10 protein-coding genes are annotated in these 7,983 nt (G+C 46.9%); 8 read left to right on the top strand and 2 right to left on the bottom strand.

What is annotated here, in order from left to right; translation table 11 throughout:
• Nucleotides 1–344 precede the first annotated feature (344 nt).
• The 6 genes from Q4A89_RS11310 (at nt 345) to Q4A89_RS11285 (ending at nt 5,140) form a co-directional block, all read left to right on the top strand.
• Entirely contained in the window at nt 345–1,217 is an 873-nt protein-coding gene (locus Q4A89_RS11310) for a YicC/YloC family endoribonuclease (protein ID WP_303185595.1), read from the top strand.
• Nucleotides 1,217–1,783, top strand: coding sequence for a guanylate kinase (gmk, locus tag Q4A89_RS11305; protein ID WP_303185594.1), 567 nt, complete (start codon nt 1,217–1,219; stop codon nt 1,781–1,783). The genes Q4A89_RS11310 and gmk overlap by 1 nt, the downstream gene beginning before the upstream one ends.
• Nucleotides 1,784–1,818: 35 nt before the next feature.
• Nucleotides 1,819–2,436, top strand: coding sequence for a nicotinate (nicotinamide) nucleotide adenylyltransferase (gene nadD / locus Q4A89_RS11300; protein WP_303185593.1), 618 nt, complete (start codon nt 1,819–1,821; stop codon nt 2,434–2,436).
• 66 nt (nt 2,437–2,502) lie between these two features.
• Entirely contained in the window at nt 2,503–2,946 is a 444-nt protein-coding gene (locus tag Q4A89_RS11295) for a dCMP deaminase family protein (RefSeq protein WP_303185592.1), read from the top strand.
• On the top strand, nt 2,943–4,586 hold the full coding sequence (locus Q4A89_RS11290) for a S41 family peptidase (protein WP_303185591.1): 1,644 nt from the start codon (nt 2,943–2,945) through the stop codon (nt 4,584–4,586). Before Q4A89_RS11295 ends, Q4A89_RS11290 begins: the two co-directional genes overlap by 4 nt.
• Nucleotides 4,583–5,140: a 5-formyltetrahydrofolate cyclo-ligase gene (locus Q4A89_RS11285; protein ID WP_303185590.1), complete on the top strand. Its 558-nt coding sequence runs from the start codon at nt 4,583–4,585 to the stop codon at nt 5,138–5,140. Before Q4A89_RS11290 ends, Q4A89_RS11285 begins: the two co-directional genes overlap by 4 nt.
• Nucleotides 5,141–5,148: 8 nt before the next feature.
• Here Q4A89_RS11285 and Q4A89_RS11280 read toward each other — a convergent pair whose 3' ends face one another.
• The gene (locus Q4A89_RS11280; RefSeq protein ID WP_303185589.1) at nt 5,149–5,442 is read right to left on the bottom strand and encodes a DUF721 domain-containing protein; all 294 of its coding nucleotides are present in this window, start codon (nt 5,440–5,442) and stop codon (nt 5,149–5,151) included.
• On the bottom strand, nt 5,439–6,542 hold the full coding sequence (locus Q4A89_RS11275; RefSeq protein WP_303185588.1) for a DNA replication/repair protein RecF: 1,104 nt from the start codon (nt 6,540–6,542) through the stop codon (nt 5,439–5,441). The genes Q4A89_RS11280 and Q4A89_RS11275 overlap by 4 nt, the downstream gene beginning before the upstream one ends.
• A 150-nt stretch (nt 6,543–6,692) precedes the next feature.
• Between Q4A89_RS11275 and Q4A89_RS11270 the strand changes: the two genes are divergently transcribed.
• The gene (locus Q4A89_RS11270; protein ID WP_303185587.1) at nt 6,693–7,385 is read left to right on the top strand and encodes a tol-pal system YbgF family protein; all 693 of its coding nucleotides are present in this window, start codon (nt 6,693–6,695) and stop codon (nt 7,383–7,385) included.
• A gap of 2 nt (nt 7,386–7,387) precedes the next feature.
• The gene (ribH, locus tag Q4A89_RS11265) at nt 7,388–7,891 is read left to right on the top strand and encodes a 6,7-dimethyl-8-ribityllumazine synthase (RefSeq protein ID WP_303185585.1); all 504 of its coding nucleotides are present in this window, start codon (nt 7,388–7,390) and stop codon (nt 7,889–7,891) included.
• Nucleotides 7,892–7,983: the final 92 nt, after the last annotated feature.

The following is a 7,983-nucleotide window of genomic DNA, read 5'->3' as shown; positions in this document are numbered from 1 at the left end:
TTTTTGAAAGGGAGCATTTTCTGAACAAGAGAGTGCTCTCTTTTTTTTGTGTGTAGATACCCGCCGAATCTGCCCGCAGGCCGGGTGAAAAAGCCGCAAAAACACGCGCATCCGTATGCAAGAAAATTTACATACGGGAGAAAATAAATTTCCGTACGTACGAAAATTTATTTTGATACGTATGGAAGTTTACGCGCGTCCGTATGTACGTGAAATTTATATACGGACGGAAATTTTCACACATCCGTATGTACGTGAAATCAGGAATGAAAAGGCATTGGCTGTTCGGTTAGGGAGATTGAAAATTATCATGTACATTTGCCGGATAAAAGAAACGAAAAGAAATGATCCAATCTATGACCGGTTTCGGCAAGGTCACGGCCGAAATGACCGATAAAAAGGTGACCATCGAGATCAAATCGTTAAACAGTAAGCAACTCGATTTATTTACACGTATACCGTCTGCCTATCGAGAAAAGGAGATGCAGATTCGCAACGAGTTATCGCAAAAGTTGGAGCGAGGGAAGATCGATCTGATGCTGCATGTTGAATACATTGGCAAAGACACTTCGACGAAGATTAACGCGGCGGTGGTCGAAGGGTATTACGAGCAGATTCGGAGTTTGGCCGAGAGGCTGTCGGTAAGTTTACCGGACGACTGGTTTCAGACGTTGTTGCGTCTTCCGGATGTGATTAAAAACGAAACGGTAGAAGTCGATGAAGCGGAATGGCAAAAGGTGCATCAGGCGGTTGCCGACGCGATAGCTCAGCTGATCGAATTCAGGCAGCAGGAAGGGCTGATGCTTCAGAAACTCTTCGAACAGAAAATTGCGACAATCGCCGAACTGCTCAAAGAAGTTGAACCGTATGAGCAGGAGCGGATCGATAAAATCAAAGGGCGTTTATTGGAAAACCTTCAAAAGGTGCCGGAGGTGGAATATGACAAGAACCGCTTAGAGCAGGAGTTGATTTATTACCTTGAGAAGTTGGATATCAACGAAGAAAAAGACCGTTTGAAGAATCATCTGCAATATTTTATCGATACGATGAACAACGGGAGCGGACAAGGTAAAAAGCTCGGATTTATTGTTCAGGAGATTGGTCGCGAGATTAATACGCTCGGTTCGAAAAGCAATCATGCCGAGATGCAGAAGATCGTGGTGCAGATGAAAGATGTTTTGGAGCAGATCAAAGAACAGATTTTGAATGTATTGTAATGAAAGGTAAACTGATTATTTTTTCAGCGCCGTCGGGGGCAGGTAAATCTACGATTATACGTTATTTATTGGAAAAAGGTTTGCCGCTCCGCTTTTCCATCTCTGCTACGAGTCGTGCTCCGCGCGGTGAAGAACAGAACGGTAGAGAGTATTATTTTCTGACACCCGACGAATTCAGGCAGAAAATTGTGGCCGGAGAGTTCCTTGAATACGAGGAGGTTTACCGGGATCAATTCTACGGTACGCTCCGCTCGGAAGTGGAACGCATTCAGGCGAGCGGCAACACGGTTGTGCTCGATGTCGATGTGGTGGGGGGCTGCCGTATCAAAGAGCAATACGGGGCTGAAGCGCTGTCGGTTTTTATCCGTCCGCCGTCGATTGACGCATTGCGCGTCCGGCTGGAGAAGAGGAACACGGACGCTCCCGAAGTTATCGAACGTCGGCTGGAAAAAGCGGCCTACGAACTTTCGTTTGCGTCCAGATTCGATCGGATCATCGTCAACGATGATTTGGAGCAAGCACAGCGGGAAGCGCTGCAAACAGTCACGGATTTTATTCACTCCTAAAAGCGCGTAGCATATCGCTTAATCCTTCCTTTTCGATGAAGACGGTCGGCATTTTTTCAGGTTCTTTTAATCCGATACATATCGGGCATTTGGCTTTGGCTAACTGGCTTTGCGAATACGAGCCGTTAGACGAGCTGTGGTTTCTTGTGACGCCGCATAACCCCCTGAAAGCCGAGGAGACGTTGATGAACGATCGTTTCCGGATGGAGTTGGTCGAAGCTTCCATCAAGGACTATGATAAGTTCAAAGCCAGTGATTTCGAGTTTGCGTTGCCTCGCCCGTCTTATACGATCGACACGTTGCGCGCGTTGCGCGCGGCTTATCCGCAGATTACTTTCATACTTATTGTCGGTTCAGACAGTTGGAATAACATCGGTCGGTGGAAAGAGTCCGAAGCGCTGATTCGTGAGTTTCCCGTGTGGATTTATCCGCGTCAGGGATATGAAGCGGTGCTCTCTCCCTCGTGTTCAACGGTTCGTTGCGTCGATGCGCCCGTCATCGATGTTTCGTCGACGTTTATTCGTGCGTCGATCAAGGCAGGCAAGGATGTCCGTTTCTTTATCCCCGAAGCTGTCCGTACCTATCTTCCGGAGATACGAAAAAGTCTGGAGAACGGCAAGAAAAATACCCTTTCGGATAGAGAGGAAACGTAAAATATCATTACTTTTGTACGCCTGTTCGGCTAACGTCCGGTCGTGACGGAATAAGATATAGATGCAATGACAGAGAAGGAAAGAAAACAATACGAGACAGATAAACGTTATTTGCAGATGGCCGCCATTTGGGCGGAGAATTCCTATTGCCAACGCCGCAAAGTGGGGGCTTTACTTGTCAAAGACCAAATGATCATTTCCGACGGATACAATGGCACGCCGTCGGGTTTCGAAAATATTTGTGAAGACGAAAACAATGTAACCAAGCCGTACGTGCTTCATGCCGAAGCTAATGCGATTACGAAAGTCGCCGCTTCGTCGAACAACAGCCGTGGGGCGACGATTTATATCACGTCTTCGCCTTGCATCGAATGTGCCAAGCTAATCATCCAGGCCGGTATCGTGCGTGTGGTATATTCCGACGAGTATCATACGGACGAAGGCTGTAAACTGCTCAAACGGGCAGGCATCATCGTCGATTTTATTCACCTGAACAAAGAAGAAAAATGAGTCACTCCCGAAAAAACATCCTATGGATGCCTCTGGTTGTCGTCGTAAGTTTAGGCATCGGCCTCTGGCTCGGCGCCTATTTGTATTCGCGTTCGCCGCGCATGCGTGAAGTGAATGCCGGCAAAAACAAAATCAATACGATTTTGAACATCATTGATACGCAATACGTCGATACGGTCAACATGAACGATCTCGTAAATAAGACGGCAGCCAGTCTGATCAGTGAGTTAGACCCTCACTCCGTGTTGATTCCTGCCGAAAACGTACAAGCCGTTAACGAGGATCTGGAAGGCTCATTTGGAGGGATCGGTGTATCGTTCAATATAATGAACGATACGATTTTGGTTATCACGGTTATGCCTGGAGGACCGGCTGAGAAAGCAGGCCTCTTACCATTCGACCGTATCATTTCCATCAACGACTCGACGTATGCCGGGCAGAAGTACAGTCAGGCAAAGATCATGCGTAATTTGCGGGGCCCCAAAGACAGTAAAGTGAAGTTAGGTGTTCAGCGCGGCCAAGACAAGGAGCTTACTTTTTTTGAGGTGACGCGTGGCGAAGTACCGAACTACTCCATCGAAGTTTCGTATAAAATCGGACGCAATATCGGTTACATCAAGATACGCAGCTTTGCACGCACTACGTATAACGAGTTTATCACGGCAATCGCCAAACTCAAAGAGGAAGGCTGTACTGATTTTATCATTGACCTGCGAGATAATGCCGGAGGAATGCTCGATGCCGCTGTGCGTATGCTCAACGAGTTTATCCCTCGCGGCAAGCCCATTGTCTATATGGAAGGTAAGGCCTATCGACGCCAAGATTTTTATGCCGACGGTTCCGGGTCGTGTCAGGAAGTACCCGTCGTCGTGCTGACAGATGAATTATCCGGCTCATCCAGTGAAATTTTTGCCGGTGCTATTCAGGATAATGACCGCGGGTTGATTATCGGACGCCGCTCTTACGGAAAAGGACTTGTGCAGGCACCGATTCCTCTGAGTGACGGTTCGGAACTGCGACTGACCATCGCGCGCTACTACACCCCTTCGGGACGGTGCATCCAGAAGATGTATCAATTAGGTAAGTCAGATGAATACGAACAGGATCTGTATCAGCGCTTTATTCACGGCGAGTTCGACTCGGCCGACAGCATCAAAATGGATCAGTCGTCCGTGTATAAAACCTTGGGAGGACGAACCGTTTACGGTGGAGGAGGCATTATGCCCGATATATTTATCCCGCGCGATACGTCGCATATTACCTCCTATTATAATAATGTAATGAGCAAGGGGCTGCTCTACCAGTTTACCATTGAATATGCAGCTCGGAACTATAACAAACTTTCGAATTTTAAGAGATATCAGGATTTGTACGCATATTTGCAGCAATCACCTGTGCTGAGTGAGTTTACAGACTATGCTGAACATAAAGGCGTCAAAAAACGTCCCACCTTGATTCAGATATCGAGAAACCTGCTGGAGAAGTCGATCCACTCGTATATTGTCCGTCATTTCTTTGATTATGCAGGTTTTTATCCTGTCTTTCAGAGAGACGACCTTACCTTGCGCAGGGCTGTTCAGGTCTTGGAAGAGGGAAATTGGCGTCCGGAAATCTCTACGCGAGAAAAAGCCGAACCATGACGCTTGGGGAAGAGAAACGAGCCTTACGCAAAGAAATCGGGACATTAAAACGCAGTCATTCCGAGCAGGCGCTTCATGCATATTCGCAACAAATCTTGGAGCGTCTCGAAGAAGATGAACTGTTTCGCAATGCTCGGTGTGTGGCATTGTATTATGCTCTTCCCGACGAAGTGCAAACGGCCGAATTTCTTGAAAAATGGTACACGGTGAAGCAGATTCTGCTACCCGTGGTTCATGGAGACAACCTGTTGTTTCAACGTTATGCCGGCAAGGAACACCTTCGGAAAGGGGCATTCGATATCCCGGAGCCTGAGACGTATTCGACTTTGCCTGCCCCCATGCAGCCCGATGTGATTATTGTCCCCGGCGTGGCTTTCGATCGTCAGCTAAACCGCCTGGGAAGAGGGAAAGGATATTACGACCGATGGCTTTCCCAGCCCGGTATTCCCGCTATCGGGCTTGCTTTCAGTTTCCAACTGCGCGACCGGATACCGGCAGAGCCGCACGATCGGAAAATGACCCGCATCATTACTGACAGCGAAATCGTCGGGTAAGCTGCGGCTTATCGGACGACGATGTCCCGAATCACCTCCGATCCGGCACATTCATTCAGCTTTTCTACTAAATGCGCACGGTTTAGCATCAGCTCGTTTCGCAGTACCGATGAATCTACCGAGACATATAAAACACCCTGTCGAACATACAGGCTGCGTGTAGCTTTCGACACGGAAACTCCTAATACTTCTCCCCATGCACGGACAACGCGCACTTCGAGTATTTTTTGCCGCAGTTCGGGACGCTCATTGTAAAATTCCTGTAGCAACTCGCCAAGAGGTTGCGCATTCGTTCGTTTCATGCCTGTTCCTCCATCCGAAATACTTGTCCTGCTTCAATCTTAAACACCGTGTAATCTTGTTGTATCGCTTTCAGCATGCGGTCTAAATATTTCCGATTCGTATCCGTGATAAAGATCTGTCCGAACTGCTCGCCGCCCACTAATTGAATAATCTGTTCTACCCGCTCGGCATCCAGCTTGTCGAAAATATCGTCGAGCAGGAGGATCGGCATTGTGCTGCTTTGGCTGGTAAGAAATGAAAACTGAGCCAGCTTCATTGCGATCAAGTATGTTTTATTCTGCCCCTGTGAACCGACATGCCGGATCAGCGACTCGTTTAAGGTCATCTCAAGATCGTCTTTATGAATCCCCGTTAGCGTATACCCCACGATTTTCTCGCGCTCACGATCAGCGGCCAGCTTTTCTTCCAGACTGACCGAACCGAGTTGAGAAAGATATTGCAACCCGACACGCTCGGCCGATTGGCAGATGGTTTGATAATAGTTGTTGAAAAACGGAAGAAAGACATCGACAAGACGTGTCCGTTTTTGAAAAATCACTTCTCCATGTTGCGCCAACTGCATCTCTAAGACTTCGTACAGCGATCGATCGCGACTCTGATCGCGAAGCAGCCGATTACGTTGCATCAACGCTTTGTTGTAGTGTATCAGGGCATGCATATACGATTTGTCGTATTGCGAGATGATCACATCCAACCACCGTCGGCGCTCGTCGCTCCCCCCGCGAATCAATTCCGAATCGAACGGCGAAACCATCACCAAAGGCAATAGACCGATATGTTCCGACAATTTTTGATAGGCTTTCTGGTTCCGCTTAAACAGTTTTCGCTGTCCGCGGCCGATAGAGCAGAAAATTGCTTCCGTTCGATCTTCATACGTATATTCGCCTTGTAATACACATAACGCCTCGTCGCGATGAATCAGCTGATTTTCGGCCGTATGTACATGACTTTTACAAAACGAAAGATAATAGATTGCATCGAGCAGATTCGTTTTTCCCATGCCGTTCTTGCCGAAAAAGCAATTCATTTTCGACGAACAGGCTATCTCCGCCTGCCGGATATTTTTATAGTTTAAAACAGACAGCTTGTTAAGTATCATGATGTTATTTCTTGTGCATGATGAATATCAGCAAAGATTTCAGGACAAAAATAAAAAATATAGTCCGTAAATGACGTTTATTCGCGTAAAAAAGCTAATTTTGCACCCTGAATTTCAAAAAGAATAAAACAGAAGACAATTATTATCGTTATGGCGAAGAAGACAACAAACGAGGAAAAAGAGATAGAAGTTGGGGCTATCGTTTCCCGGTCGGAACAGTTTATTGAAAAGCATAAAAAGAGCATCATTGCAGCCATTGTAGGAATTGCTGCAGTAGTAGGTCTTGTGCTGGTTTATCATTACATGTATGCCAAACCGCAAACCGAAAAAGCTAAACTTGCCATTTTCAAGGGCGAACAGTATCTGGCACAAGACTCTTTCGCATTGGCTTTGAACGGCAATGGCGTGGACTATGACGGTTTCGATGCTATTATTGATCAGTACGGCCGTACACCGTCGGGAAATTTGGCCAAAGCCTACGCCGGTATTTGCTACTATCGTTTGGGAAATCCTCAGGAAGCCATTAAACGACTCAAATCATATAGTGGTAACGATACGCAAATTGCCCCCACCATGATCGGATTGATCGGCGACTGCTACATCACCGTAGGCGAAACGAAAGAAGGGATCAGCTATTTTGAAAAGGCGGCATCGAAAGCCGATAACGATTTGATCAGTCCGATTTATCTGAAGAAGGCAGGGCTTGCCTACGAATCTTTGCAGCAATACGATCAAGCGCTCAAGGCTTACAGAACGATCAAAGAGAAATATAATCAGTCGATGGAAGCGATGACAATCGACAAATATATTACTCGTGTCGAAATGCTGGCTCAAAAGAAATAAAGATGGCGACCGTTTATCAGAATCTCTCCGAATATGATTTCGATAAAGTGCCGGATGCTTCATCCATGCGCTTTGGAATTATTGCTTCGGAATGGAATCAGAATATCACGGAAAAGTTGCTTGAGGGCGCTTGTAATACATTGGAACGTCACGGAGCTGCAGAAAAGAATATTTGTATAGAGCGTGTGCCGGGTAGTTTCGAGCTGACTTTTGGGGCGAGACAAATGGCGAAAAACAAGCCTATCGATGCCATCATCGTTATCGGATGCGTTGTACGCGGAGATACGCCTCATTTTGATTATGTATGTTCTTCCGTAACGCAAGGGGTGACGGCATTGAATCTGCAGTACGATATCCCGATCATTTTCGGGATGTTGACAACGGATAATTTACAACAAGCGGAAGATCGATCCGGCGGACGCTACGGAAATAAAGGCGATGAAGCAGCGGTGACTGCAATAAAAATGATCGATTTTTCCCGTAGAGTTTGCACAGAAAAAAAATAAAGCGTATCTTTGCAACGCATTTTTAAAGAAGGGCAGTTACCAGAGTGGCCAAATGGGGCAGACTGTAAATCTGCTGGCTTACGCCTTCGGTG

It is taken from the genome of Tannerella sp. (genome assembly GCF_030528505.1).
Lineage (GTDB): Bacteria > Bacteroidota > Bacteroidia > Bacteroidales > Tannerellaceae > Tannerella.
The sequence above is the reverse complement of the archived record's forward strand: the minus strand, read 5'-3'. Positions and strand labels throughout refer to the sequence as shown.

Bases quoted from the DNA above. Each gene is read 5' to 3' on its own strand.
- nadD (WP_303185593.1), top strand. From the start codon at position 1,819: ATGAAGACGGTCGGCATTTTTTCAGGTTCTTTTAATCCGATACATATC.
- ribH (WP_303185585.1), top strand. From the start codon at position 7,388: ATGGCGACCGTTTATCAGAATCTCTCCGAATATGATTTCGATAAAGTG.
- Q4A89_RS11275 (WP_303185588.1), bottom strand. From the start codon at position 6,542: ATGATACTTAACAAGCTGTCTGTTTTAAACTATAAAAATATCCGGCAG.
- Q4A89_RS11295 (WP_303185592.1), top strand. From the start codon at position 2,503: ATGACAGAGAAGGAAAGAAAACAATACGAGACAGATAAACGTTATTTG.
- Q4A89_RS11290 (WP_303185591.1), top strand. From the start codon at position 2,943: ATGAGTCACTCCCGAAAAAACATCCTATGGATGCCTCTGGTTGTCGTC.
- gmk (WP_303185594.1), top strand. From the start codon at position 1,217: ATGAAAGGTAAACTGATTATTTTTTCAGCGCCGTCGGGGGCAGGTAAA.
- Q4A89_RS11310 (WP_303185595.1), top strand. From the start codon at position 345: ATGATCCAATCTATGACCGGTTTCGGCAAGGTCACGGCCGAAATGACC.
- Q4A89_RS11270 (WP_303185587.1), top strand. From the start codon at position 6,693: ATGGCGAAGAAGACAACAAACGAGGAAAAAGAGATAGAAGTTGGGGCT.
- Q4A89_RS11285 (WP_303185590.1), top strand. From the start codon at position 4,583: ATGACGCTTGGGGAAGAGAAACGAGCCTTACGCAAAGAAATCGGGACA.
- Q4A89_RS11280 (WP_303185589.1), bottom strand. From the start codon at position 5,442: ATGAAACGAACGAATGCGCAACCTCTTGGCGAGTTGCTACAGGAATTT.